The organism is Geothrix alkalitolerans, assembly GCF_022808885.1.
Taxonomy (GTDB): Bacteria; Acidobacteriota; Holophagae; order Holophagales; family Holophagaceae; genus Geothrix; species Geothrix alkalitolerans.
The window spans coordinates 136,541-159,791 of the sequence record NZ_JAKZLE010000008.1; the positions used below are offsets into that span (position 1 = coordinate 136,541).

General features: G+C 71.8%; 19 protein-coding genes. 12 read left to right on the forward strand and 7 right to left on the reverse strand.

Translation table 11 applies throughout. From position 1 onward, the window contains the following. Positions 1-148 precede the first annotated feature (148 nt). Both MLJ35_RS14965 and MLJ35_RS14970 read right to left on the reverse strand, forming a co-directional pair. Positions 149-1,768 (reverse strand): sensor histidine kinase, encoded by a 1,620-nt coding sequence (locus tag MLJ35_RS14965; RefSeq protein ID WP_243384992.1) that lies wholly within the window; start codon positions 1,766-1,768, stop codon positions 149-151. Then, positions 1,765-2,676 (reverse strand): CHAD domain-containing protein, encoded by a 912-nt coding sequence (locus tag MLJ35_RS14970; protein WP_275976576.1) that lies wholly within the window; start codon positions 2,674-2,676, stop codon positions 1,765-1,767. Before MLJ35_RS14970 ends, MLJ35_RS14965 begins: the two co-directional genes overlap by 4 nt. A gap of 57 nt (positions 2,677-2,733) precedes the next feature. On the opposite strand from MLJ35_RS14970, the gene uvrA reads away from it, so the two are divergent. Continuing rightward, positions 2,734-5,565, forward strand: coding sequence for an excinuclease ABC subunit UvrA (uvrA, locus tag MLJ35_RS14980; RefSeq protein ID WP_243384993.1), 2,832 nt, complete (start codon positions 2,734-2,736; stop codon positions 5,563-5,565). Positions 5,566-5,574: 9 nt separating this feature from the next. Here the strand turns inward: uvrA and MLJ35_RS14985 are convergent, their stop codons facing one another. Then, a complete protein-coding gene (locus tag MLJ35_RS14985) occupies positions 5,575-6,516 on the reverse strand; it encodes a ribonuclease D (protein ID WP_243384994.1) in 942 nt (313 codons plus the stop codon). Positions 6,517-6,574: 58 nt separating this feature from the next. Here MLJ35_RS14985 and MLJ35_RS14990 point away from each other — a divergent pair, with 58 nt between their 5' ends. The 6 genes from MLJ35_RS14990 to MLJ35_RS15015 all read left to right on the forward strand — a co-directional run bounded on the left by MLJ35_RS14990 (position 6,575) and on the right by MLJ35_RS15015 (position 10,020). Continuing rightward, the gene (locus tag MLJ35_RS14990) at positions 6,575-6,844 is read left to right on the forward strand and encodes a TMEM165/GDT1 family protein (RefSeq protein WP_243325245.1); all 270 of its coding nucleotides are present in this window, start codon (positions 6,575-6,577) and stop codon (positions 6,842-6,844) included. Beyond that, positions 6,823-7,257, forward strand: a complete 435-nt coding sequence (locus MLJ35_RS14995) for a thiol-disulfide oxidoreductase DCC family protein (protein WP_243384995.1) — start codon at positions 6,823-6,825, stop codon at positions 7,255-7,257. The genes MLJ35_RS14990 and MLJ35_RS14995 overlap by 22 nt, the downstream gene beginning before the upstream one ends. A 151-nt stretch (positions 7,258-7,408) precedes the next feature. Continuing rightward, entirely contained in the window at positions 7,409-7,744 is a 336-nt protein-coding gene (locus MLJ35_RS15000) for a hypothetical protein (RefSeq protein WP_243384996.1), read from the forward strand. 11 nt (positions 7,745-7,755) lie between these two features. Continuing rightward, positions 7,756-8,634, forward strand: coding sequence for an MbnB/TglH/ChrH family RiPP precursor modification enzyme (locus tag MLJ35_RS15005; protein ID WP_243384997.1), 879 nt, complete (start codon positions 7,756-7,758; stop codon positions 8,632-8,634). Next, on the forward strand, positions 8,627-9,397 hold the full coding sequence (locus tag MLJ35_RS15010; protein ID WP_243384998.1) for an HvfC/BufC family peptide modification chaperone: 771 nt from the start codon (positions 8,627-8,629) through the stop codon (positions 9,395-9,397). Before MLJ35_RS15005 ends, MLJ35_RS15010 begins: the two co-directional genes overlap by 8 nt. A gap of 41 nt (positions 9,398-9,438) precedes the next feature. After that, a complete protein-coding gene (locus MLJ35_RS15015; protein ID WP_243384999.1) occupies positions 9,439-10,020 on the forward strand; it encodes a YceI family protein in 582 nt (193 codons plus the stop codon). Position 10,021: 1 nt separating this feature from the next. Here the strand turns inward: MLJ35_RS15015 and MLJ35_RS15020 are convergent, their stop codons facing one another. Together MLJ35_RS15020 and MLJ35_RS15025 are read right to left on the reverse strand one after the other, a co-directional pair. Next, complete coding sequence (locus tag MLJ35_RS15020) at positions 10,022-11,200, reverse strand: metallophosphoesterase (RefSeq protein ID WP_243385000.1); 1,179 nt, start codon at positions 11,198-11,200, stop codon at positions 10,022-10,024. Positions 11,201-11,219: 19 nt separating this feature from the next. Then, positions 11,220-13,769: a hypothetical protein gene (locus MLJ35_RS15025; protein ID WP_243385001.1), complete on the reverse strand. Its 2,550-nt coding sequence runs from the start codon at positions 13,767-13,769 to the stop codon at positions 11,220-11,222. Positions 13,770-13,878: 109 nt separating this feature from the next. Here MLJ35_RS15025 and MLJ35_RS15030 point away from each other — a divergent pair, with 109 nt between their 5' ends. From MLJ35_RS15030 to mutL, 5 genes are read left to right on the forward strand one after another with little or no spacing between them, the layout of a single operon-like run. Beyond that, positions 13,879-14,811, forward strand: coding sequence for an FAD:protein FMN transferase (locus MLJ35_RS15030; RefSeq protein WP_243385002.1), 933 nt, complete (start codon positions 13,879-13,881; stop codon positions 14,809-14,811). Further along, a complete protein-coding gene (locus MLJ35_RS15035) occupies positions 14,808-16,091 on the forward strand; it encodes a porin family protein (RefSeq protein ID WP_243385003.1) in 1,284 nt (427 codons plus the stop codon). The genes MLJ35_RS15030 and MLJ35_RS15035 overlap by 4 nt, the downstream gene beginning before the upstream one ends. A gap of 8 nt (positions 16,092-16,099) precedes the next feature. Further along, complete coding sequence (locus MLJ35_RS15040) at positions 16,100-16,618, forward strand: FMN-binding protein (RefSeq protein ID WP_243385004.1); 519 nt, start codon at positions 16,100-16,102, stop codon at positions 16,616-16,618. Continuing rightward, positions 16,615-17,070 (forward strand): hypothetical protein, encoded by a 456-nt coding sequence (locus MLJ35_RS15045; RefSeq protein WP_243385005.1) that lies wholly within the window; start codon positions 16,615-16,617, stop codon positions 17,068-17,070. The genes MLJ35_RS15040 and MLJ35_RS15045 overlap by 4 nt, the downstream gene beginning before the upstream one ends. A 25-nt stretch (positions 17,071-17,095) precedes the next feature. After that, positions 17,096-18,892, forward strand: coding sequence for a DNA mismatch repair endonuclease MutL (mutL, locus tag MLJ35_RS15050; protein WP_243385006.1), 1,797 nt, complete (start codon positions 17,096-17,098; stop codon positions 18,890-18,892). Here mutL and MLJ35_RS16055 read toward each other — a convergent pair. After that, complete coding sequence (locus MLJ35_RS16055; protein ID WP_338028464.1) at positions 18,849-21,944, reverse strand: sigma 54-interacting transcriptional regulator; 3,096 nt, start codon at positions 21,942-21,944, stop codon at positions 18,849-18,851. The two genes, mutL and MLJ35_RS16055, sit on opposite strands and share 44 nt — an antisense overlap. Next, positions 21,938-23,221, reverse strand: a complete 1,284-nt coding sequence (aroA, locus tag MLJ35_RS15060) for a 3-phosphoshikimate 1-carboxyvinyltransferase (protein WP_243385007.1) — start codon at positions 23,219-23,221, stop codon at positions 21,938-21,940. Before aroA ends, MLJ35_RS16055 begins: the two co-directional genes overlap by 7 nt. Positions 23,222-23,251: the final 30 nt, after the last annotated feature.

A 23,251-nucleotide genomic window follows, 5' to 3' on the forward strand; every position in this document is an offset into this window, starting at 1 on the left:
GGGCGGCGTCCCGGAGGGCAAGGGGCGGCGCCCGGCGCGATGCTGCGTCAAGCTCCTCGTCGATAGTGCCGCTATCGCCTTCGTCGCTTTCCTTGCCTCGCTTGGGCGGCGCCCCTTGCGCGGCCACACCCCACTTTGAAAACAGACCCTAGGCGGCGCCCGGAAGGGTGAACACCACGCAGGTGCCCTTCCCCTCTACGCTGTCGATGCGGATGTCGCCGCCGTGGCCGCGGACGATCTCGCGGCAGATGCTGAGTCCCAGGCCCGTGCCCTTGCCTTCGGGCTTGGTGGTGAACATGGGGCGGAAAACCTGGCTCAGGAGCTCGGCGGGGATCCCCTGGCCCGTGTCCTGGAAGCGGATCTCCCACCACAGGCCGTTGGGTGTGCTCTCTTCGGCGGGCCTGGCGGACACCCTGATCGTGCCGCCCCCGGGCATCGCGTCCACGGCGTTCTTCATGAGGTTCAGGAAGAGCTGCTCCATCTGCTTGCGGTCCACATTCAGGCGGCAGCCGGCGGGCAGGTCGACGTCCAAGGTGATGCCATGCGAGGTGAGGGTAGGCGCCCAAAGCTGATGGAGGTCCTCCAGCAGCTCCCCGAACGCCTGGGCCACCTGGTGCAGCTGGGGCCGGCGGGTGAGGTCGAGCATGCGGCGGACGATGCCGCTCACGCGCTGGATCTGGGCCTGGATGACGCCGAGGCGCTCGCGCACTTTGTCGGGCAGGTCCTTCTGGCCCTCCATGAGCTGGAGGTGGCCGTTCACCAGGTTGAGCGGGGTGCCCACCTCGTGCGCGAAGGTGGCCGCCAGCTGGCCCGCCACCGCCAGGCGCTCCTGGCCGCCCAGCTCCTCCCGCAGGAGGGCGTTGCGTTCGGCCATGGCGGCCAGCTCGGCGTTCTTGGCCTGGAGCTCCGACAGGGCGGCGTCGATGCGGTCCTGGAGGTTGGCGTTGAGGCCGCGGATCTCGCGGATGAGGGATTCGCGTTCCTCGCCGGCCCGCTGGAGCTGGACCGCCATGCCGTTGAACTGGGCCGCGATCAGGCCCAGCTCGTCGCTGCGCCGGATCGGGATGCGGGCCCCGGACTCGCCGCGCTCCAGCTGCTCCATGGCCAGGACGGTGGCCTCGATGGGATCGCTGATGAGCACCCGCAGGATGAGCCAGAGGAGGATGAACTCGCCGAGCAGAACCCCCGGCAGGGTGCGGTAGGTCCGCTTGAGGTTGGCGTCCCAGACCACCTCCCAGCGCTCCAGGTCGCAGTAGACCCGGATGAGGCCCAGGGTGGGCTGGCCGGGCCGGTGAAGGCGGATGGGCTGGTAGACCTTCCACGCCCGCCCGCCGGTGTTCAGGTCCACCAGCTCCGCCTGGGGTTTGGTGAGCGTCAGATAGGAGCCGATTTCCGGCCCCCATTCCACCGTCGCCTCGTCGCCGGAGGAGCGCACCAGCTCCACCTCATTGCTCCTGCCCACCCGCCTGAAGACATCAATCTGGAAGATGCTGCGGTCGGGGCCCGCGATGCTCTCCAGCAGCTGGTCGAGCTTGTCCGCATCCCGGAAGGAGGGATCCCGCTCCACGATGTCCGTCTCCACCGTGCCCGCGGTGTCGATGGTGAGTTGGCGGGAATAGCTCTCCAGCTCGCGGCGACTGTTGCGGGTGATGGAGTAGGCCACCGCCACCGTGAGCACGCTGGTGACGAGGCCCAGCAGCAGGAACAGCTTGGCGTGAACACTGCGCAGCCAGGCCAGGGGGCGGATCCGCACGCGCCAGAAGCTCATGGGTGTGTTCCCTCCGGCCCAGGCAGGCCCAGGGCTGGGCGCACGGCCCCGGCGAAGGCGGCAGGGCCCTGGCTTCCGGCGAAGGCCTTGAAGCGGTCGAAGGTGGCCTCCCGCAGGCGGCCGGTCTCCTCCAGCAGGGCCCCCACGCCACTCGCCAGGAGGTGGCGGCCTCGGGTCTGAAGCTCTGCCTCCACGGCCCTCAGCAGGGCCTCCAGGGCCGCGAGGTCGTGGTACTCCCCCAGGATGGTCTGGAGCGCCCGCAGATCCTTGAGCACGGACTCGGGCAGGGCCGAGAAGGCCCCCTCCAGGGCTTCCACGGTGTAGCGCAGCTTCTTGATGCGGATGCGGGCCTTGTGGAGGGCGGGGGCGTCCTCGCGGGCGGCCAGGGCTGTCAGGTCTCCGAGGGCGGTTTCGGCGCGGGGCGCGAGGCAGGCCCAGGCGGCCTCCTGCAGGGAGGCCCGCTGGAAGGGGGCCGGAAGGCTGGGCACCTCCAGGAGCCGGTCCAGATCCGGCAGGCGCAGGTCCTCCAGCTCCTGGTGCATGGTCCGCCGGGCCCGGGTCCGGGCCCGGTCCACCCGCTCCTGCAGGTGCTCGATCACGGCACCCTGGACGGGGTCCGAGGCGGTGTGCCGGCGCGTCTCCAGCCAGGCGGCATGGACATCCAGCTCCCGGGGGAGGCCCAGGGTGTCCACGAGCCGCTTCAGGGCTCGCCGCTGCCGCTTGTGGCCGGGGTAGGCCTCGGGGTCCAGCAGGTCGAGCACGGCCCCCAGGCGCCGGGTCGCCACGCGCACCTGGTGCAGGGGTTCTTCCTCCGAGGCCCACCCCTCGACGGCCAGGAGCGCCTGGAGCGCCGCCAGCCGCACCTCCAGGGCGCGGTGGAGCAGGATCGCCAGCTCGGCCGGATGCATCAGACGATTCTAGACGCACTCTGCGAAAGCGAAAAAATGGCGTAAACTGGGAGGCCTATGGAACACATTCACATCAAGGGCGCCAGGGAGCATAACCTCAAGAACCTCGATTTGTCCCTGCCGCGCAACCGGCTGGTGGTGATCACGGGCCTGTCGGGCTCAGGCAAGTCCAGCCTGGCCTTCGACACCCTCTACGCCGAAGGCCAGCGCCGCTACGTGGAGAGCCTCTCGGCCTACGCGCGGCAGTTCCTGGATCAGATGGAAAAGCCCGATGTGGACAGCATCGACGGCCTCTCCCCGGCCATCTCCATCGAGCAGAAGACCACCAGCAAGAACCCCCGCTCCACCGTGGCCACGGTCACGGAGATCTACGACTACCTGCGCCTGCTCTTCGCCCGCACGGGCAAGCCCACCTGCGTGGCCTGCGGCGAGGCCATCGCCAGCCAGACCATCCAGGAGATGGCGGACCAGATCCTGGCGAAGCCCGAGGGGACGAAGCTGCAGATCCTGGCCCCCGTCGTGCGGGGCCGCAAGGGCGAGTACAAGAAGCTGCTCCAGGACCTCATGAAGCGCGGTTACATCCGGGCCCGCGTCAACGGCCAGATGCTCGACCTGACCGAGGGCATCCCCGACCTGGACAAGCAGAAGAAGCACACGCTGGAGGTGGTCATCGACCGCCTGAAGGTGAGCCCCGCCATCCAATCGCGGCTGGCGGACAGCCTGGAGATCGCCTGCAACCTCGCCGAGGGATCGGCCCTGGTGGACCTGGACGGCACCGAGCGGCTCTTCTCCAGCAAGCTGGCCTGCAACAACGCGAAGTGCGCGAAGTTCGGGCTGGGGCTGCCGGAGCTGGAGCCGCGCTCCTTCTCCTTCAACACGCCCTACGGTGCCTGCCCCACCTGCGATGGCCTGGGCTTCAAGCGCCAGTTCGCCGAGGAGCTGATCGTCCCCAACCCGGCCCTCTCCATCAACGCAGGCGCCATCCAGGCCAGCGGCTGGAAGAGCGTGAGCGACGACGGCTGGCGCTCCCAGATGCTGGACCAGCTGGCCCGGAAGCTGAAGTTCAGCCTCGACACCCCCTGGAAGAAGCTGCCCGCGGACATCCGCCGCCTGCTCCTCCACGGCACCGAGAAGGAGATGCGGTTCACCTACGAAGGCAAGAAGAGCCGCTACGACTTCGTCCACCACTTCGAGGGCATCATCGGCAACCTGGAGCGCCGCTACCGCGAGACCACCAGCGAGGAGATCCAGGCAGAGCTCGAGGAATCCATGCAGGTCATCCCCTGCGAGGCCTGCGAGGGGCAGCGCCTCCGCCCGGAAGTGCTGGCCGTCTACGTGAGCGGCCTGAACATCGCCCAGGTGGTGACGCAGAGCGTGCGCGAGGCCCGGAGCTGGTTCGCCGGCCTGGCCCTGGAGGGCAAGGACGCCGTCATCGCCGAGAAGGTGCTGAAGGAGATCCGCGAGCGCCTGGGCTTCCTGGACGACGTGGGCCTGGGCTACCTCACGCTCGACCGCAGCGCGGCCACGCTCTCCGGCGGCGAGGGCCAGCGCATCCGCCTGGCCACGCAGATCGGCAGCAAGCTCCAGGGCGTGCTCTACGTGCTGGACGAGCCCAGCATCGGCCTCCACCAGCGGGACAACCTGCAGCTCATCCGCACCCTCAAGGAGATGCGGGACCTGGGCAACACGGTGCTCGTGGTGGAGCACGACCTGGAGACCATCCTCGCCGCCGATCACGTGGTGGACATGGGCCCCGGCGCTGGCGAGCACGGGGGCCTCGTGGTGGCCCAGGGCACCCCGGAGGACATCAGCCGCACGCCGGGCTCCATCACCGGCGACTTCCTGTCGGGCCGCGACACCATCCCCGTGCCCCGCACCCGCCGCAAGGCCAAGCGCGGCCAGCTCTCTGTGGTGGGCGCCGAGGAGAACAACCTCAAGCAGGTGGACGCGGACTTCCCCATCGGCCTCTTCACCTGCGTCACGGGTGTCTCGGGCTCGGGCAAGAGCACGCTGGTGAACGAGATCCTCTACAAGGCCCTGGCCAACCAGCTCCACCAGGGCGTCCACATCGTGGGCAAGCACAAGGCCATCAAGGGACTCGAAGCGGTGGACAAAGTCATCGACATCGACCAGGCGCCCATCGGCCGCACGCCTAGAAGCAACCCCGCCACCTATACGGGCCTCTTCACGCCGCTCCGCGAGCTGTACGCCCAGCTGCCGGAGAGCAAGGCCCGCGGCTACGCGCCGGGCCGCTACAGCTTCAACGTGAAGGGCGGGCGCTGCGAGAAGTGCGAGGGCGCCGGGGTCCTCAAGATCGAGATGCACTTCCTCCCCGATGTCTACGTCACCTGCGAGCAGTGCAAGGGCAAGCGCTACAACCGCGAGACGCTGGAGATCCACTACAAGGGCAAGAGCATCTCCGAGGTGCTGGACATGACCGTGGAGGAGGCGCTAGAGCTGTTTGCGCCCATCCCCGTGCTGGCCAACAAGCTGCAGACCCTCGTGGACGTGGGCCTGGGCTACGTGCGACTGGGCCAGAGCGCCACCACGCTCTCGGGCGGCGAGGCCCAGCGCGTGAAGCTGGCCAAGGAGCTGAGCAAGCGCCCCACGGGCCGCACGGTCTACATCCTGGACGAGCCCACCACGGGCCTGCACCTCAAGGACATCCAGAAGCTGCTGGAGGTGGTCAACCGCCTCGTGGAGACGGGCAACACGGTCATCGTCATCGAGCACAACCTCGACGTCATCAAGACCGCCGACTGGGTCCTGGACCTGGGCCCCGAGGGCGGCGGCGAGGGCGGCCGCGTCATCGCCGTGGGCACCCCCGAGGACATCGCCAAGCGCAAGGTCAGCGTGACGGGGAAGTACCTGGCGCCGTATTTGAAGTAGACGCCGGCCTCAGCGCCGCCCGCTCGCCCAGATGATCTCGTCGGCGGCGTCGCCGTTTTCCACCGCCTGGTGGGCGCCCTCCTCGAACACGGCCCAGAGGGCGTCCAGCCGCTTGCGGCGGAAGCGCGGGTTGGGGATGGTGCGCTCCAGGGCCTCCTTGGTGGCGGGCGGGTGCTCCAGGCGGGCCATGAGCCAGCGGTTGCCCAGCTCCATGACGGCGGCCACGTCCCCTTCGTTGCCCCAGGCCCAGCGCAGGGCCGTGAGCTTCCGGGCGCGCTCCACGGCCAGCTCGCCCAGGTGCTTCACCTTCTCCACCACCGGATCGTGCTTGGGGGGGGCATAGGCTCGCACCCGCTTCAGCAGGTGGCGCATCTCCTTGGGCAGGGCCGCCAGGCGCGGTCCGATCTCCGGGTGATCCCGCTTGGCGTCGGCCTCGTCGGCCAGGATGCGCAGCAGGGGCAGCAGCAGGGCCGCGTCCCGGCTGGCGTAGCTGATCTGCGTATCCCGCAGGGGGCGCAGCATCCAGTTGGAGTCCTGCTCCTCCTTGGGGATGTCCAGGCCGAGCTTGAGCTTGGCCATGGTCTTGAGGCCGGGCTGGGGGTAGCCCAGGGCGCGGGAGAGCAGCATGGTGTCGAAGATGCTGGCGGGCACCACGTCGTAGAGGCGCTTGAACACGATGCCGTCCCCGGAGAAGTCGTGGACGATCCAGGGCACCTGGGCCATGGCCTGCAGGGCCGGCCGCATGAGGCCACCGAGGGGGATCGGATCCACCAGCCAGGCCTGGTCGTGGGTGGCAACCTGCAGCAGCGCGAGCAGGCAGTGGTGCATGCCCGTGAGGCTGCACTCGATGTCCACCGACAGCACGCCCGCCGCGTGCCACAGGGGCAGCGCCTCCTGGAGCTTCTCGGGCGTATCCACGTAGGTCGTGGGAAGGTCGAAGTGGTCAAGCACCATCGGATCAGTATGGCAGTCCGGTACCATGATCCTTCGTCACGATCTGCGAGGACTCATGAACCGCTCACTCTTCTGGACCACCTTCGCCACCGTCTTCCTCGCCGAGGTGGGCGACAAGACGCAGCTCGCGGCCATGACGGCGACGGTGCGCAGTGGGCAGATCTGGACCGTGTTCCTGGCCGCCAGCGCCGCCCTCGTCTGCGCCACGGCCATCGGCGTGGCCCTGGGCGGCGTGCTGTTCAAGTACATTCCCGAGGCCGCCATCAGGTGGGTGGCGGGGGCGGCCTTCATCGGGGTGGGCCTGTGGGTGCTGATCAAGGGCTGAGTCCGAGCCAGAGCCCGGGCCAGGACCCGGGGCCGACCCGTGTCTTCTACGACGGTGGCTGCGGCCTCTGCCAGGGGGCGGTGCGATTCGCGGCCCGGCGCGACATCCTCGGGCACCTCCGCTTCGCCCCCCTGGACGGCCCGACCTTCCGACGGACCGTGCCGGCCGAGGCGCGCCGGGATCTGCCGGACAGCCTGGTGGTTTTCACGGCCGAGGGCGCGGTGCTGTCCCGCTCGGAGGCCATCCTCCACCTGCTGGGGCGGCTGGGATCGCCTTGGCCCGCGGTGGCCGGCGCCCTGGCTTGGGTGCCCGATCCGCTGCGGGACGGGATCTACCGCCTGGTGGCCCGCCTCCGGCGCCGCCGGGAGGCCTGTGCCCTCGTCACACCTGGAGACGACCGGTTTGAGCCATAGAAATTTTAAAGTGTCACAAAGCCCCCCGGACAGGCACTCCAAAGGCTGACGACAGCACCACAGTCCCAATCCCCCAACACCGGGGGAGGGACTTCGTCCCACCAGCGGGGCCGCTCGGCCCCAGGCGCGGCCCTGGCCGCAAGGAGGATTCATGATCACCAAACTCATCGGGGCGGCCACCCTGTTCGCAGCGGGCTCCCTGGTCGCCGGCGCGCCGGCCACCTTGGGCGCCGCGTCCGTCGAACCTTTCGGCGCGGACGCCGCCCTCAGCACCGCCGCCGGTTGCGGTGCCAAGGACGCCAAGGACGCCAAGGACGCGGGCAAGGCCCCCGCCAAGGATGCGAAGGCCAAGGAGGGCTCCTGCGGCAAGGGCTCCTGCGGCAGCAAGGACGCCAAGGCGAAGAAGGGGTCGAAGGAGGGCTCCTGCGGCAAGGGCTCCTGCGGCAGCAAGGACCCCAAGAAGGACGCCCCTGCGGACAAGAAGTAGCGGGGCGACGCATGGCTCAGGGCAGATCTCCCGGATCCTTCCAGGGCGTGGGCCTGGGCCTCCGGCGCGCCCACCTCGAGGAGGTGGCGGGCCAGGAGGACCACGGCGTCCCCTTCTGGGAGACCTGCCCGGAGAACCTGATCGGGGATGGCGGCCGCCACCACCGGCTGGCCTCCGCCATCCTCGACCGGGATCCGGTCCTCACCCACGGCCTGGCCATCTCCCTGGGCGGCTTTGATCCCTGGGATGGGGACTACCTGCGGGAACTGGACCGCTTCCTGGTCCGCACGGGGACGCCCTGGCACTCCGAGCACCTCTGCTTCACCGGCGTGGACGGCAGCTGCCTCCACGAGCTGCTGCCCCTGCCCTTCACCCGCGAGGCGGCCCGGCATGCCATCGCCCGGGCCAGGGACCTCCAGGGCCGGCTGTCCGTTCCGCTCCTGCTGGAGAACATCACCTACTACGCCCACCTTGGCGTGCCCGAGATGGATGAGGCGGCGTTCATCGCCGAGGTGCTGGAGGGCGCGGACGTGGGCTGGCTGCTGGACGTGAACAACGTCTACGTGAACGCCCTCAACTTCGGCTTCGATCCCAAGGCCTGGCTGGCCCGCATGCCCCTGGACCGCGTGTCCCAGATCCACATCGCCGGCCACAGGAAATTCGGATCCATCACCGTGGACACCCACGGCGCGGACGTGATCGACCCCGTCATCGAGCTCATGCAGTGGACCCTCGCCCGCCTGGGGCGGCCCGTCCCCGTGCTGCTGGAGCGGGACAACCACATCCCGGACTTCGGGGACCTCCTGGCGGAGCGGGCCCGGATCCAGGTCGCCTACGATGCGGCGCTGGCTCCAACGGAGACCGCGCCGACGGAGGCGGTCCGTGCCTGAGTCCCCTACCTTCCGTCTCCAGCGGGCCATGGCTTCCCTGATTCTGGACGAGGAGCCGAAAGACTTCGGCGCGCCGGCGGAACGCCTGGGGCTCCCGGCGGCGGACCAGCAGGCCTTCCGCGAGCAGCCCGAGGCCATGGACCTGTACCGGGAGCTGGCCCGCCTGAGCCTCACGGAACCCCTGGACACCACCTTCCCCGTGCTGAAGGCCCTGCTCGAGGGGGCGGAGGTCTGGGTGTCGTGCGTGCAGGCCTTCCTGTCGGCCCGGGTGGTGCGGAGCACCCACTACCGCGACATCGCCCCCAGCTTCCTGGGCTGGCTCGTGGATACGGGCTGGGGCCAGGACCGCTGGCCCTTCCTGGCGGAGCTGGCCCACGCGGAGCTCCTGGAGGTGCTGGTGGCCCGCTTCCCGGAGGCCGACCCGCGCCAGGATCTCCATGATGACCCGGGGCCCGGGGATACTGTGTGGCTTGACCCCGGAACCCAGGTGGTGGCCTACGCCCACGCCGTGCATCGGGCCACCGAGGCGGCCCCTGTGCCCGAGGCGCGGCCCACCCACCTCCTGGCGTTCCGGGACGCGGAGGGGGAGGCCCACGTCCTGGAGCTCACCGCGGCCACCGCCGCCCTGCTTGTCCAGGCCCGCACGCGCCCCCTGGCCGAATCCGCGGCAGCCCTGGGCTTCGCAGATCCGGCCCCGGCGCTCGACCTTCTCCGGGACCTGCGCCGGCAGGGCGCCGTTCTGGGCTTCCGCGCGCCCCGCTGATTCTTGTCCTCCCCCTGTCATCCCCAGCCATCGAGGTCCCCATGCGACTCCGCGCCTTCGCGCCCCTGCTCCTGCTGACCCTTTCCCTCACGGCCCAGGGCCGGACTTTCCGGGTGGACACCACGCACACGGTGCTGGGCTTCAAGGCGTCCACCCTGCTCTTCGACGTGCCGGGCCGCTTCACGCGCTACAAGGCCGACATCCAGGGCGATCCGGCCACGCTGGAGGGGGCGAAGGTCCGCCTGGACATCGACGCCCGCTCCGTGGACACCGCCAACGGCACCCGCGACGAGCACCTGCGCTCACCGGATTTCTTCGATGTGGCGAAGCACCCCGCCATCACCTTCGTGTCGCGGGAGGTGAAGCGGGACGGGGACAAGGTGGTGGTGCGCGGCACGCTCACGATGCATGGGGTGAGCCGGGAGCTGAGCCTGCCCTTCACGCCGGCGGAGGGCACGAACGGGGCCGGGGCCCACACCTGGGCGTACCGGGCCACGGTGCCGCTGGATCGCCTCGACTACGGCGTGGGAGCCGACAGCGTGGCCGCCAAGATCAGCCTGAAGCGGCAGGTGGAGCTGGACCTGATGCTGGTGGGTTTCTTCGACGAGCCGGGGAAGAAGTAGGTCAGGCCCGCCTCAGCGTGAAGATCGCGATCTCCGGCGGGGCGGCAATGCGCAGCGGGAGGCCCACCACGCCCAGGCCGCGGCTCACGTAGAGCACATCCTCGCCCTGGCGGTAGAAGCCCTGGGTGCGCGGGCCGATGAGGTGGGCGCTGCTGACGCCGGGAATGGGATTGATCTGGCCGCCATGGGTGTGCCCGGACAAGGTCAAGCGGGCGCCCGCCGTCAGGGCCTCCTCCCATTCGCTGGGCCGGTGGTTCAGGCAGAGGCGGAAGGCGTCGACGGGCACGTCGCGGGTGGCCTCCGCGGGCCGGGGGCCGGGCCCGAAGACCATGCGCCGGAACCGGCCGTTCCGGGCCATCGGGTCCTGGAGGCCCATCACCGCCAGGGTGCTGCCATTCCGGCGGACCAGGGCTGAGGCATTCTCCACGCAGCGGATGCCGGCGGCCTCCAGGTCCCGCCAGATGGGCCGGGGATCATCGAAGTAGTCGTGGTTGCCGAGCACGGCGAAGGTTCCGAAGGTCGCCGGGAAGCCCGCGAAGGCGTCGACCACCGGCTCCAGCTCGTCGGGCCGGCTGTCCACCAGATCGCCGGTGATGAGGAGCAGGTCCGGCCGCTCCCGGGCTGTGAGGTCCCGCCAGCGGCGCACCAGCTCCGGGCCCACCAGGGGGCCGGAATGCAGGTCGCTGAGCTGGGCGAGGCGGAGGCCCTCCAGCCCCGGCGGAAGGTTCGTGAAGGCCAGCTCGTGGCGGGTGATGACCGGATCGCCATAGGCTTCTCGCGCGCCCCGGGCGCCGAAGGCCACCGCGGCTCCCGTGCTTGCCAGGGCAGCGGTCCGAAGGAAGGCGCGCCGTCCGGGGTCCAGGGCTTCGCCCGGGGGCTCGGGCTTGTGGCGGCTCCACAGGTGCCAGAGGCCTTCGGCCGCCATGCCCGCCAGCAGGTGGAGGACCGTGAAGGCCTGGAAGTAGAACCCCCCCCGGGCCATGCCCCGCAGGAGGGGCAGGGCGCCATGGCCGCCCAGGCCGATGATGCGGAGCCCGGCGAAGAGGATCAGGGGGATGTGGATGAGCCCCAGGATCCAGGGCAGCGCCCGATGGTACCGGCTTGGCAGTTCCAGTCGCAGCAGGCGCAGGTGCAGCCACTGGACGAGGAAGATGAGGACGAGGCCGGTGAGGAAGAGCATCAGGATTCCCAGGATGACATCACGGCCGCACGATCACGCTGAGGGTTCCCACGGTACGACCCTTCATGGCGCCGTCCAAGGGGCGATGCAGGCCCAGGGCGAAGGACAGGTTCCCCGCGAGGCGGCGCACCACGTCCATGGGCAGTCCCAGGTTCCGGCTGTCCAGCTCCAGGCCCGCCACCCGCCGGGCCGAAGGCCGGGGATCGGGATCCTGCCACACGGCCGCGTGCTCCACGTAGACCGTGAAAGGGCCGAGTCCCAGGTCGCCGCGCAGGCGACGCAGCCGGTCGCCCATGGCGGTGTAAGCGGGCAGGGCCGCCTGGACCACGTGGTTGGCGTCCAGGGAGGTGGGCAGCAGTGACGTCCCCACGCCGCCCAGGTGGAAGCGGTCCAGGGCCGAAGGGTCGCCGCCGAGGCGGCCCTCCTCCAGGCGCACCGTCAGCGGTGACCATGGGTTGATCCAGCGCAGCGTGAGGGTGGCACGCGCCAGGGTCCAGGCCTGGCCGTCCGTGCGGCCGTGCTGCTCCCGGGCCGCCAGGGCGGCACGGAGGCCCTGGCCGTCCCGGCTCCAGGAGCTGCCCAGGCTGGCCTCCACGCCCCAGAGGGTCCGGCTGATCGAGACCCCGCCCTGGAGCGCGACCCGCTCGTAGGCCAGGATGGGCCGGAGGTGGAAGCGGGGCCGGCCCAGGTCCTCCCGGTCGAAGGCCAGCTCCACGCCCCGGCGCTCGCGGTCGAAGCCCGCCACGGGCTCGAAGCGCTGGCTGGAGGGGCGCTCCAGGAGAGAGAAGACCTGGAGCGAAGGCGCCCAGCGCCAGCCACGCCAGGCCGCGCCGGCCATGCCGCCGCGGGGGCCGGCGCCGTCCCCCAGCCCCGCCAGCGCCTGCCAGTTCAGTCGGCCCAGGATGTCGTTGCCCCCGGCGCCGAGCTGGATGCTTTCACCGGAGGGGGTGACGCTGTAGCCCGCCAGGGAGAAGGCCTCGTGGCTCTCCCCGACGCGGTAGGGATGGGGCGCCACGGGGACCGGCGGCGGCAGGGGGCTGGGCTCGTCGGCCCTGGGGAGGATCTGGTCCTTGATCAGGGCCGCCGGATCCTTGGGCAGGTCGCGGGGTTCCAGGGGCGGCAGGGTGGCGTCGAGGCGGCGGATCTGGACGCCCGTGGCGCTGAGCTGGGTGTAGTAGATCCACTTGCCGTCCGGCGTGGCCACCGGGTTCCAGGCGGCGGCCAGGGTGCGCGTGAGGGGCCGTCCGGCGGCATCCACCACGTTCCAGACACCGCCCACCTCCTTCCACGAGGGGCCGGCCGCGACCGTGGGCTTCGTCGCGATGGCGGAGGCGCGACGCACGCCCTGGCCCAGGGTCCAGATCCGGGCCTGGGGCCTCAGCACCCCCTCATCGTCCGGCAGGCGAAGCTGGAAGGCGATGGTGTCCGGGGCCGTCCAGACGGGCTTCCATGGGAGGGCGCCATCGATGGATCCCAGCCGCCGCATCGGAGGCAACACCGGCGCGAGGGGGGCGCGGTCAGGGGGCTCGCCGGGCTGGGGCTTGGCGGCCTTGGGCGCGGCCTTCAGGTCCCAGACGTAGAGGCCGGGCTTCTTGGCGGCCTGCACCCGGGCCAGGAGCTTGGTGCCGTCGGGACTCACGGCCAGGTCCGTGGTCCAGCCGGGAAGCTGGGTGACCAGGTCTCCCTCGCGCAGGCCCTGGGCCTTGGCGAAGCGTTCCAGCTCCAGGGCGGTGTGGGTCAGCTCGGCGCAAAAGCGCTGGTAGCCGTCCTTGGGCGCGAAGCCGAAGGTGGCGGTGAAGGCCGCGTCGAAGTCGCGCTTCCCCGCCAGGTGGATCCAGAGGGTCTGGAGCACCTTCGGGTCGCCGGAGGTGGTCTCCAGCCACGCCAGGTAGGCGCTGCCGCCCAGGTAGGCCAGGCTCCCGCCCAGGAAGCCCTGGGTGCCGCTCAGGTTCTCGTAGGTGGGGAGCTTGCCTTCGAGGGCCCACTGCCGCAGCACCGCCGCGCGGAAGGCGCTGTGGGGGCGGCCGCTGCCCGTGAGCTTGCCCTCGATGAGGGTGGCGTAGCCCTCGGTGACCCAGCGGGGGGACTTCTCCGCCAGGGGCCCCAGCACCTCGGTCCAGCGCCGCCAGAGGCTGGGCTTCAGGGCCGGACGCAGCAGGTGGTGCATGTGGCCCAACTCGTGGGCCAGCAGCAGCTCGGCCCAGCCCCGGTGGTGACCGATGGGCGAGTCGGGCTCCGGTTCCGTCTTCCACAGCACCACGTGGGGACGAGGGAGGATGGGGAAGGCCAGGCCGTTGGCCTCCATCACGGGATCCAGGATCAGGATGTCGATGGGTTTCCCCGGCTTCTCGTAGGCGAAGCCGACCAGCCCCAGGTATTGGGAATGAATCCCTTCCACGCGGGAGGCCACGTCCCGGCCGAAAGCCTCGAAGGCCGCCGGGCAGTGGATCCGGTAGTGCGCCGTGGCAAAGGTGAGCCAGCGCGCGTCGGGCGCCTGGACCTGGGCCGGGGCCGCCTGGATCAGGGCGGGAAAGAGGGCCAGGGCGGGTGTCAGGGTCCGGAGGCGCATGGCCCCAGTGTGAACCCAGGGTGTGATGGGGATCATAATTTGAGAATTCATCTCAAATTTGGGTTGAAATGTGGAATCAGTTGTTGTGAGACTCATTCTCATGTTTGTGATGCCCCCCTTCTCCCTTCCGGCGCCCGCTTTGGTCGCTCTGGAGCGGCCGGCCCTGGATCGCCGCGTACTCGCCATGGGGACGGAGCTGCGCCTGCACCTGGAGGGCCCCGGGGACCTCGGCCGGGCCTCGGAGGCGGCGCTGGCGGAGGCTGCCCGCCTTGAGGCCGCGTGTTCCACCTGGGACCCGGCCTCTCCCTGGAGCCGCCTGAACGCGGCCCAGGGCCGCCCGGTGGCGCTGGACCGCGAGTGGCTCGACCTGCTGGCGCGGATGAAGGCCTGGCAGGCGCGCACGGACGGGGCCTTCGACCCCGTCCTGATGGCCCTGGTGCGGGCCTGGGGCATCCGGGAGGGGGGCCGGACGCCGACACCGGTGGTCCTGGCGGCCGCACGTCGCGCCTCGGGCGCCTCCCTCCTGATCCTCGATCGGGCTGCAGGTACCGCCCGATTGGCCCTTCCCGAGGCGGGGGTGGAGGAAGGCGGCTTCCTCAAGGGCTACGCCCTGGACCGCCTGCGCCAGGCGGCGGGCACGCCCGCGGGCCTGCTGGATTTCGGCGGCCAGCTGCTGGCCTGGGGTGCGCCGGTGGAGGCCTCCGTGGCCGATCCCCGGGATCGTCGTCAGGCCCGCCTCACCCTCTCCCTGAGCGAGGCGTCGCTCTCCAGCAGCGGCACCTCCGAGCGGGGTCGCCACATCCTCGATCCCCGTACGGGCGAGCCCTGTCCCGCCTGGGGCAGCACCGCGGTGGTGGCCGCGGATGCCCTCACGGCCGACGTGCTGTCCACGGCCCTCGACGTGATGGGCCCCGATGCGGGCCTTGCCTGGGCCGAGCGCCAGGGCGTGGCCGCCGCCTTCCTCCTCCACGACGGCTCGGTGCGGATGACACCGGCCTTCCGATCCCTCCACCCCACCCTGATTCCCCAGGAGACCCGATGAAGTCCCTCCTCACCCCCCTCATGTGCGCGCTGCTGGCCGCGCCCGCCTTCGCCCAGGAAAAGCCGGACACGGAGAAGCGCCCCAGCGCCGACCAGCGGATCGCCGACCTGGAGCGCCGCCTGGACGCCATGTCGCGGGAGCTCGAGAGCCAGAAGACCGGCAGCGCGATGCCGGTCGTGGCGGAAGAGGGCCGCTTCGGCCTGGGCGCAGGCGCCAGCAAGGTTTACGCGGTTCCGTCGGGCCTCAGCATCGGCGGCTACGGGGAGTTCCTCTACGAGAACAAGGCCGCGACCCTCCAGGACGGCAGCCACGTCGGCTCGGAGAAGAAGCTCGACGCCCTTCGCCTCGTGCTCTACACCGGCTACAAGTTCACGGACCGCATCGTGTTCAACTCCGAGATCGAGTTCGAGCACGGCGGCTACAGCGACGACAAGCCCGAGGGGGAAGTGGTCGTCGAGTTCGCCTACCTGGACTTCCTGATCCACAAGGCCTTCAATGTGCGCGCCGGCCAGATGCTGGTGCCCATGGGCTTCATCAACGAGCTGCACGAGCCTCCGGCCTTCCTGGGCGCCCGGCGGCCCATGGTCGAGCGCACCCTCATCCCCGCCACCTGGCACGAGAATGGGGTGGGCGTCCACGGCGACCTGCCCGGCAACCTCACCTACCGCGTCTACCTCATGAACGGCTTGGACGCCTCTGGCTTCAGCGCCTCGGGCATCCGTGGCGGCCGCCAGGCCGGCAAGGAGGCCAATGCCCAGAGCCTGGCCTGGACCGGGCGCCTGGACTGGACGCCCCTCCCCGGCGTGCTGGTGGGCGGAAGCTTCTACACCGGCAACAGCAATCAGACCGGCACGGGCGCGGCGCTCACCACCACCGTATGGGACGCCCACGCCGAGTACCGGGCCCGGGGGTTCCAGGTCCGCGGCCTCTACACCCGCACCTCGAACTCCGCCGGCGCCGTGGCGGCCCTGGATGTCGCGGACCCGGCCCGCGAGGTGGGCACGAGGCAGTGGGGCGGGTACCTGGAGGCGGGCTATGACCTCCTCCGCGGCTCGCGGCAGGCCCTCATCCCCTATGTCCGCTACGAGCGTCTCGACGCCCAGCAGCAGGTGGCGGCGGGCGTCTTCGCGGACGGCAGCCGGGACCGCACCCTCCTCACCACCGGCGTGGCCTACAAGCCCATCCCCCAGGTGGCCGTGAAGGCCGACTGGACCCGCGACGAGAACCGCGCCAACACGGGCCGCGACCAGTTCAGCCTGGCCCTGGGCTACACCTTCTGAGGTCACCCATGATCCGCGTCCTGGCCCCCCTCGCCTTCTCCCTGCCGCTCTTCGCCGCCCTGCCCACCACGCAGGAAGCCCTGGCCCTGGCCTTCCCAGGCGCCCAGTTCGCCCGGAAGGAGTTCGCGCTGAGCGAAACCCAGGCGGGCCGCGCGAAGGCACTGGCGAAGGTCGAGGTGCCGGGGCGCTGGCTCGTGGCCTACGAGGCGCGGCGGAACGGAACCCTGGTGGGTGTCGGCTTCTTCGACACCCACCGGGTCCGCACCCTGAACGAGACGCTGCTGGTGGCGATCTCCCCCGAAGGCCGCATCCTCCGCGTGGAGGCCGTGGCCTTCCACGAGCCCGCCGAATACATGGCCAAGGAGGCCTGGGCGAAGCAGTTCGAGGGGAAGGGCCTCGACCCGCAGCTCACCCTCAAGGGCGCCATCCACCCGCTGTCGGGCGCCACGCTCACCGCGAACGCCATGACGGACGCGGCCCGCCGCTGCCTGGCCCTGCACCAGGTGCTCTACAAGGAGGCGAAATGAGCGCCTGGGAGCGCTGGAGCCTGCATCTGGCCGCCCTGGCCACGGCAGGCACGGGTCTCATGGACGGCCTGCTGCGCTGGTTCGGGCAGCGGGTCGGGGAGTTCGGCCCTGAGCCCCACCCCTGGCTGCCCCTGGCGCAGCACCTGCATGTGGTCACGGCGCCCTTCCTCCTCTTCGCCCTGGGCATGACCGTGCGCGGCCACCTCCAGGCCCGGCTGAAGAAGGGGCCCGAGGGCCGCCGGACGGGGCTGGGCTCGGCCTTCCTCATCGCGCCCATGGTGTTGTCCGGCTACGGCATCCAGGTGGTGACCGATCCTGCCTGGCGCACGGCCCTGGCCTGGGTCCACGGGATCAGCGCCGGCCTCTTCCTGCTGGCCTACCTGGGCCACCTCCTCCTCCGGACGAAGCGGGCGCCCGAGGCGTCGCCAGCTCGGGTCGTCGCCCTGACCTGACAGGGGAGGTGCTAGCGTCTAGGCCATGGCCAAAATCCGCGTGCTCCCCGACCAGGTCGCGAACCAGATCGCGGCGGGGGAAGTGGTCGAGCGGCCGAGCTCGGTGCTGAAGGAGCTGGTGGAGAACGCCCTGGACGCCGGGGCCCGGCGCCTCGAGATCGCCTGGGAGGAGGGCGGCAAGCGCCTGCTGGAAGTGGCCGACGACGGCTCGGGCATGGCCCGGGACGATCTGTACCTGGCTCTGGAGCGCCATGCCACCAGCAAGGTGCGCACGGCCGAGGATCTGGGGCACCTGGGCACCTTCGGCTTCCGGGGCGAGGCCCTTCCCAGCATCGCCAGCGTGAGCCGCTTCGACCTCGCCAGCGCGGAATCGGACGGCGTGGGCCACCGCCTGCGCTGCGAGTTCGGCGTCATCAAGGAGGTCTCGCCCGTCTCCCGCAGCCGGGGCACGACGGTCACCGTGCGCGACCTCTTCGCCCAGCTGCCGGCGCGGCGGCGCTTCCTGAAGTCCACGGACACGGAGCACGCCCAGCTCTGGGGGGCCGTGGCGCGCCTGGCGCTGAGTTCCCCCGGCGTCCACTGGACCGTGCGCCCGGACCGCGGCGCGCCCCTGGTGCTGCCGCCCGTGGAGGACGCGGGCCAGCGCCTGGCGCCCCTGCTGGGCGAGAAGCTGGGCCGCCTGGTGCCCTTCGTGAACGGCGAGCCCCCCTGGCGCCTCCGGGGCTTCGTCTCGCCGCCGGACCTCAGCTTCCGCGATCGCAACCACCTCTACCTCTTCGTGAACGGTCGTGCGGTTCGGGACCGCCTGCTGCTGGCGGCCCTCAGCGAGGCCTGGTCCGGCACCTTCGCCAAGGGCTCGTACCCGGCGGCCGTGCTCTTCCTGGAACTGCCTCCGGAGGCGGTGGATGTGAATGTGCATCCGACCAAGGCCGAGGTCCGCTTCCGCGAGCCCCAGCGCATCTTCGGCTGGGTGCGGGGCGGAGCCGAGGAGGCCTGGGCGCAGCTCCGGGGCGGCCTGGCTTCCGTGCTGGAGCTCCCGCCGAAACCGCTCGAGGCTGAGTTCGAGCTGGATCCTTCGCGCCGGGCCGCAGCCCAGCATCCCCGCCTCTGGTCCGATCATTCCGCGGGGGCCCCGGGGGGCTACCAGGCCCTCGATGCCGCGTTCAGCACACGGCCCCTGGAGACGATCTACGCCTACGAGCCGATGTCTCCAGGAGTTGCCGAGAACCTGGATCCCAGCGGTGCCATCCGCTACCTGGGTTCGTTCCAGCAGACGTATCTTCTGGCGGAAATCGAAGGGGACCGGGGGCCCGAGCTGTGGATCGTGGACCAGCACGTGGCCCACGAGCGGGTGCTCTTCGAGCGGCTCTTCCTGCGCCGACACGCCCCCGCCATCCAGGCCCTGATGCCGCCCCAGGTGGTGCAGATCGGGCCGGAGGCCCTGGCGCGGCTCGTACCCTTCCTCGCGGAGCTGGCGGCGGCGGGCGTGGAGGCGGAGCCCTTCGGAGATGGCGCCTTGGTGGTGCGCGGCCTGCCGGACTTCCTGGCGGACCGCGATCCCCAGGCCCTGCTGGAGGACTTGCTGGCCCGGCTCGAGCGCGAGGGCCGCGTGGATCTGGACGTGTTCCGTCGGGACCTCAACGCTGAGCTGGCCTGCCGCGCGGCCATCAAGAAGCACCACGCCCTGCCCCCGGAGGTGGCCCTGGGCCTCATCCGGGACCTGCTGGCCTGCGAGGTGCCCAACACGTGTCCCCACGGAAGGCCCATCCTCAAGAAGCTCACCCTCGAGGATCTGGAGCGGAGCTTCGGGCGGCGGCTCTAGCCGGTCCGGTCCCTGGGCCAGGGCCGGGAGTGGCGGCGCGGCTCCGCTCGGCCACCAGGTCCACGCCGAGGCGCTTCGCGGTGGCGTAGAGGGCCGGACGGGCCAGACCCAGGGTCTCGGCGGCTTCGGCCACCCGGAACCCGCAGGCCTGGAGGGTGTCCAGCAGGAGTCGCCGCTGGAAGGCCTGGGTGGCCTCCTCCCAGCTTCGCGCCTGGACGGCCGGTGCGCTCAACTCTGGCAGGTGCGCCGGTCGCAGTGTGCCGCCCTCGCAGCGGAGGAGGCCGCGCTCCAGGGCGTGCAGCAGCTCCCGCACGTTCCCCGCCCAGGGCAGGCGGGCCAGGGCTTGGGACAAGCCGGGCGCCAGGGCGGGCACCGGCAGCCGGGCCGAGGCCGCCGCCTTCACCACCAGGCGGGGCAGCAGGAACGGGAACTCGTGGCGGCGGGCTGAGAGGGACGGCAGACGCAAGGTCGCGCCCTGGAGGCGATAGAGCAGGTCACGCCGGAAGGACTCCGCCGTGGCCAGGGCCTCGATGTCCCGATGGGTGGCGGCGACGAAGCGCACGTCCACGCGGATGACCTGGTCCGAGCCCACCCGCCGGATCTCTCGTTCCTGGAGCACCCGCAGCAGCAGGGACTGGAGGCGCGGGGAGAGGTCCGCCACCTCGTCCAGGAACAGGGTCCCGCCCCGGGCGGCCTCGATGGCGCCGCGCCGGTCGCGATCGGCCCCGGTGAAGGCGCCCTTCACGTGGCCGAAGAGCTCGGATTCCAGCAGGCCCTCGGCGAAGGCGGAGCAGTTCACCGCCACCAGGGGGCCCGAGCGGCCCGAGCGCCGGTGCAGCTCGCGGGCCGCCAGCTCCTTGCCCGTGCCCGTGGCCCCGAGGATCAGCACCGGCAGGTCCGAGGCGGCCACGCGGTCCAGCTCCCGCAGCACCGAAGCCATGGGTTCGCTGCCATCCGTGAGCAGCAGGCCGCCATCCTCCAGAGATTCCGGGGGCCGGATCTCCTGAAGTCGGGCCAGCCAAGGGGCCAGGAGCAGGGGCTCCACCGGGGCCGCGGGGGCGGTTTCCGGCGCCTGGGCGAGCAGGATGCCGCCCACGGGACAGCCGTCCCACAGCAAGGCGTGGCCTCGCCAGACCCAGCCGTCCTGCCGGAAGGGGGCAAGGCCGCCCTCCCGAGCCAGCCGGCCCAGGGCCCCTTCGGGAGGCGAGTCGCCGGCGCCCAGCGTACGGACCTCGGCCCCGGCTCCCCAGATCAGCCAGGTGGGGGTGGATCGCTGCGCCAGCCATCGATCCAGCACAGCTGCGGCGTCCTGGGCCGGAACGGCCTCCACTGGGGGCCAGAGGACCGCCAGGCGCTCCTGGTGGCGGGGCGCATGGGCGCGATCCGCGATGGCCTGGAGGGCCAGCAGATGCTCGGCCCGGCGGAGGTCCGGCCGCCGCTCCAGCACCTGCAGGCCCAGCTCCAGGCGCATGATCTGGGTGGGGCAGCCTCGCCATGCCGCCCAGAAGGCGGGAGGATCACCGGCACCCCGAAAGAGCCGATGGGCCTCCCAGCTAAGACGCGTCTCGGGATCCGCGTCCGCCGGGGGCGGATCCGTCAGCGGACCCAGGGCGGCTTCCAGGAATCGGGCGTAGGGGTGGGTCCGGACCTGGGGCAGGGCCTCCCGGACCAGATCCCAGCGCTCCCGATCGGCTCCGTGCAGGGCCAGGAGGCCCCAGGCCGCGGGAACCTCCGGATGCGCCGCCACCAGGCGGCGGATCCTCGCCAGGGCCGCGTCCGGGTCGAGGTTCACGTCCGCGAGCTGGGCCTCCTCCAGGTCCTGCCAGGGCTGGGGGAGCGGGCCGCGCAGGGCGGCCCAGCGAGCGTGGGCCGGGAGGTCCGCCCACTTGAGGGCCAGGTGCGCGGCGTTGGAGGCGGCCCGCTCCGCCCAGTCTGGCGCCCCCAGCCGCAGGAAGTGGGCGTGGGCCAGGGTGAAGGCCCGCAGGGAGCCCTCCGGATCGCAGGCCGAGTCCGCCCGCAGGCCCTCGGCCATCCAGTGGAAGGGGTCGGCGCAGGGATGGGCCGAGGTGCCCCAGTCCGGGTAGCCCGGTGCCGGCGGGGCCGCACCGCCGCCCCAGCGCATGCGGATCCGGTCCCAGGCCGGGTCGCCTGAGGGCGCGGGCGGCGCGGGCCGGTGGAGGGCTTCCTGGATGTCAGCCTCCAGGGCGCTGCGCCAGCCCTTCGGCTGATCCTCGGTCAGCTCCAGGCGCAGGAAGGCCGCCAGGGACGCGTCCGGAAGCCCGCCCTCCGCGAGGCCGCCGGAAGCCAAGGGGGCGAGACCCGACGGGGAGGCGCCCGCGCCCCGGGCCCAGGCCCGCAGGCGGGGATCCACCACAAGCCGTCCCGAGGCGAGCTCCGCCAGCCAGGGCGCGCCACGATGCGGGCCCAGTTCTTCGCAGGACCCCTCGAGGGCCAGGGGAGTGGCCAGGGCCTGCAGGAGCGGCCAGGGCAGCGCCGGATCCAGGGCGCCTTCGGGCAGCAGGCGTCCCTCGGCGTCCTGGCTCCGGAGCAGGAAGGCCCACCACTCCGGCGGCAGGGGGTGCAGGTCGGGCGGCACCAGGATCTCCAGGAAGGGCGGGAGCACCAGGCGGCCGCCCTCCTCCACGGCCCCCAGGACCGCGATCCAGCGCAGGCGCTGGGACCGGTCGAGGAGGACGGATCCCGCCGCCATCCACGGGCCGCCATCCCCCTCCAGCAGGGCTTCCCAGGCCCAGGCGGAGAGTTCGCTCTCCCGGGCGCCCCGCCGGTCCGCCGGCACGGCGGGGCTGCCGTGGCGCAGGAGGGCCACCCAGGCAGGGTCGGGGCGGGGGCCAAAGGCCGTGGGCGGCGTCGTCACCTGGGGACCGAAGGGGCGCCGGGCCTCCTGGGCGAGCTGGGGCCAGCGGCCCTCGCGTCCCCCCAGCATCCAGGCCTGGGCGATGGCGGCCAGGGCCCAGGCCGGGTCTCCCCAGCGCCGTCCGCGGTCCAGGCCCCAGGGGGCCTTCCAGTGGCCCAGCCAGGAGGCCTTCAGCACCCCAGCATCCCGCGCCAGACCTCCCAGAAGTCCGGGAAGGTCTTCGCCACACAGTGGGGATCCCGGACCTCGCCGCCGCAGTGCAGGCCGCCCACGGCGGCGGCGAAGGCCATGCGGTGGTCGTTCCGGGGATCGAAGGGCGGCCGGGCTCCAGGTCGGGGACCGGGCCGGGGCCCAGGCTGGACGCGCAGGGTGTGATCGCCAAGCACCTGGACGCGGCCCCCCAGCCAGCGCACCAGCTCCGCCGAGGCGTCCAGGCGGTCGCACTCCTTGAGGGGCAGCGTGTGCAGTCCGCGCAGCTCCGAGGGGCCCGGTGCCAGGGCCGCCAGGGCCGCCAGCACGGGGCCCAGGTCCGGGCAGTCCCTGAGATCCGCATCCAACCCGCGCTGGAGCGGCCCTTCCAGTTCCAGATCCTGGGGCCCGGTCCAGCGGGCGCGGCATCCCGCGGCCTGGAGGATGGCCACCATGGCGCGGTCGCCCTGGGCGTCGTCGGGGTCCAGGGGCGCCAGGCGCAGGGTCCGGCCCGTGGCGGCGGCGGCGGCCAGGAAGGCGGCAGCGCCGCTCCAGTCGCCGGGCAGATCGAGGTCCTGCGGGACCAGGGCGCCGCCGGGGATGAGCCACTGCCCCGGTTCCAGCCGCGCCTCGCAGCCGAAGCGGTGGAGCCACTGGGTGGTGAGGGCCAGGTAGCTGGGGCTGGCCACCTCCATCCAGCGCAGGATCCCGCCGCCGGGCAGGGACGCCGAGGCCAGGGCCAGCCCCGTGAGGAACTGGCTGCTGAGGCGGGCATCCACCTCCAGGTCCAGGCGATCCGGGGCGCTCGCCACGGGGCGCAGCCAGGCGCCCTCCGCATCGGGTTCCCAGGCGGCGCCCAGGGCTTCCAGGGGGGCCAGCAGGGGCCCCAGAGGGCGCTCGAAGAGGCGGGGATCTCCCTCGAGCCGCACGGGGCCTTCGGCCTTCAAGGCCAGCCAGGGCAGGAGGAAGCGCAGGGTGGTGCCGGAGGCGCCGAGCCAGAGGGGCGCGTCGGCGTGGGGGCGACGGCCGCCCTCGACGCGCCAAAGGTCGCCGTCCTCCTGGATCTCCAGCCCGAGTCCCGCCAGGGCCCGCCGCATCCAGCGGGTGTCCTCGGCCTCCAATCCCCCGCGGAACCGGCTGGTGCCCGGCGCCAGCGCCGCGAGCAGGAGGGCCCGGTTGGTGACGGACTTCGATCCGGGCACCCGGACCGGATGCAGCGCCGCTCCCCGGGGCAGGGAGGTGTCTTCAGGAAGTGACAGGAGCATATGGCAGGGTGCCGCGCCCGGCCCCCCGCC

What these genes read in the sequence shown, in the direction of transcription:
- MLJ35_RS14965 (WP_243384992.1), bottom strand. Translation starts at nt 1,768, where the DNA reads ATGAGCTTCTGGCGCGTGCGGATCCGCCCCCTGGCCTGGCTGCGCAGT.
- MLJ35_RS14970 (WP_275976576.1), bottom strand. Translation starts at nt 2,676, where the DNA reads ATGCATCCGGCCGAGCTGGCGATCCTGCTCCACCGCGCCCTGGAGGTG.
- uvrA (WP_243384993.1), top strand. Translation starts at nt 2,734, where the DNA reads ATGGAACACATTCACATCAAGGGCGCCAGGGAGCATAACCTCAAGAAC.
- MLJ35_RS14990 (WP_243325245.1), top strand. Translation starts at nt 6,575, where the DNA reads ATGAACCGCTCACTCTTCTGGACCACCTTCGCCACCGTCTTCCTCGCC.
- MLJ35_RS15000 (WP_243384996.1), top strand. Translation starts at nt 7,409, where the DNA reads ATGATCACCAAACTCATCGGGGCGGCCACCCTGTTCGCAGCGGGCTCC.
- MLJ35_RS15005 (WP_243384997.1), top strand. Translation starts at nt 7,756, where the DNA reads ATGGCTCAGGGCAGATCTCCCGGATCCTTCCAGGGCGTGGGCCTGGGC.
- MLJ35_RS15015 (WP_243384999.1), top strand. Translation starts at nt 9,439, where the DNA reads ATGCGACTCCGCGCCTTCGCGCCCCTGCTCCTGCTGACCCTTTCCCTC.
- MLJ35_RS15020 (WP_243385000.1), bottom strand. Translation starts at nt 11,200, where the DNA reads ATGCTCTTCCTCACCGGCCTCGTCCTCATCTTCCTCGTCCAGTGGCTG.
- MLJ35_RS15025 (WP_243385001.1), bottom strand. Translation starts at nt 13,769, where the DNA reads ATGCGCCTCCGGACCCTGACACCCGCCCTGGCCCTCTTTCCCGCCCTG.
- MLJ35_RS15030 (WP_243385002.1), top strand. Translation starts at nt 13,879, where the DNA reads ATGCCCCCCTTCTCCCTTCCGGCGCCCGCTTTGGTCGCTCTGGAGCGG.
- MLJ35_RS15035 (WP_243385003.1), top strand. Translation starts at nt 14,808, where the DNA reads ATGAAGTCCCTCCTCACCCCCCTCATGTGCGCGCTGCTGGCCGCGCCC.
- MLJ35_RS15040 (WP_243385004.1), top strand. Translation starts at nt 16,100, where the DNA reads ATGATCCGCGTCCTGGCCCCCCTCGCCTTCTCCCTGCCGCTCTTCGCC.
- MLJ35_RS15045 (WP_243385005.1), top strand. Translation starts at nt 16,615, where the DNA reads ATGAGCGCCTGGGAGCGCTGGAGCCTGCATCTGGCCGCCCTGGCCACG.
- mutL (WP_243385006.1), top strand. Translation starts at nt 17,096, where the DNA reads ATGGCCAAAATCCGCGTGCTCCCCGACCAGGTCGCGAACCAGATCGCG.
- aroA (WP_243385007.1), bottom strand. Translation starts at nt 23,221, where the DNA reads ATGCTCCTGTCACTTCCTGAAGACACCTCCCTGCCCCGGGGAGCGGCG.